We start from the raw sequence: 724 nt of genomic DNA, 5'->3' as shown, positions 1-724 counted from the left end.
GTAAAAAGAAGATGGTCGCTATTATAGCTGTTATGAGAAAAATTATAGTCATTGCTAATGCTAAAATTAGAGATTTAAGACTGAAAATGCAAATTTCGTAAATAATTTACAACATAGTTGATGACAATTTGTTTAATTTTTTAAGTACTACCCCGTCAGTCTAACGACTGCCACCCCTTCGACACTCGAAGGGGAATTGACTATGGATATAGATTAGATAGTTTTACCCATTGCTGATAAATATTATCTTTATGAGCTTCTTCCCAAGCTGCCCATAAAGTTGTAGCAATATCTATTACTAGTAGAATTTCTCCTAAATATGGAATACTTAAAAATCCAGCTGCTCTTATTCCAAGTCTTTCGATCATATATAGTAATCTTGATTCTCCAGCTTCAGCAAGAGCAGTACGAGTACCACCTTTTTGAGCAATCGTATCTAAGGCATCTATGCCACCTTTAGCCAAATTCTTCTTAGCACGGCTTTCAATAGCCATATCTTTTAGCTTTTCTCGAGCTTGATCTTTAAGTGTATCAGCGATAGCCTTAGCAGAAGACACAGTAGTAGCACCAGCATTTATAAAGTTAGCCATATCAGCCCGTATAATATGCTCATCATTTTGGTTCATACTCTCAGCAAGGCTTCGAACACTTTGTATCAGCTGTAGGGTGCTTATACCTAGCCCTAATGTACCAGTTACTACATCATTCATCTTGAGTAGTTGAC

Annotated in this window: 1 protein-coding gene; it reads right to left on the bottom strand. The window is 36.5% G+C overall.

Annotated elements, in window-relative coordinates:
* Positions 1–200: 200 nt before the first annotated feature.
* Positions 201–724 (bottom strand): hypothetical protein (locus F3D57_RS10185; protein ID WP_224728186.1); only part of this gene is annotated, 524 nt, incomplete at its 5' end.

The sequence above is a fragment of the Francisella sp. SYW-2 genome (assembly GCF_008711475.1).
GTDB lineage: Bacteria > Pseudomonadota > Gammaproteobacteria > Francisellales > Francisellaceae > Francisella > Francisella salimarina.
This window is presented reverse-complemented; position numbering and strand designations above follow the sequence as displayed.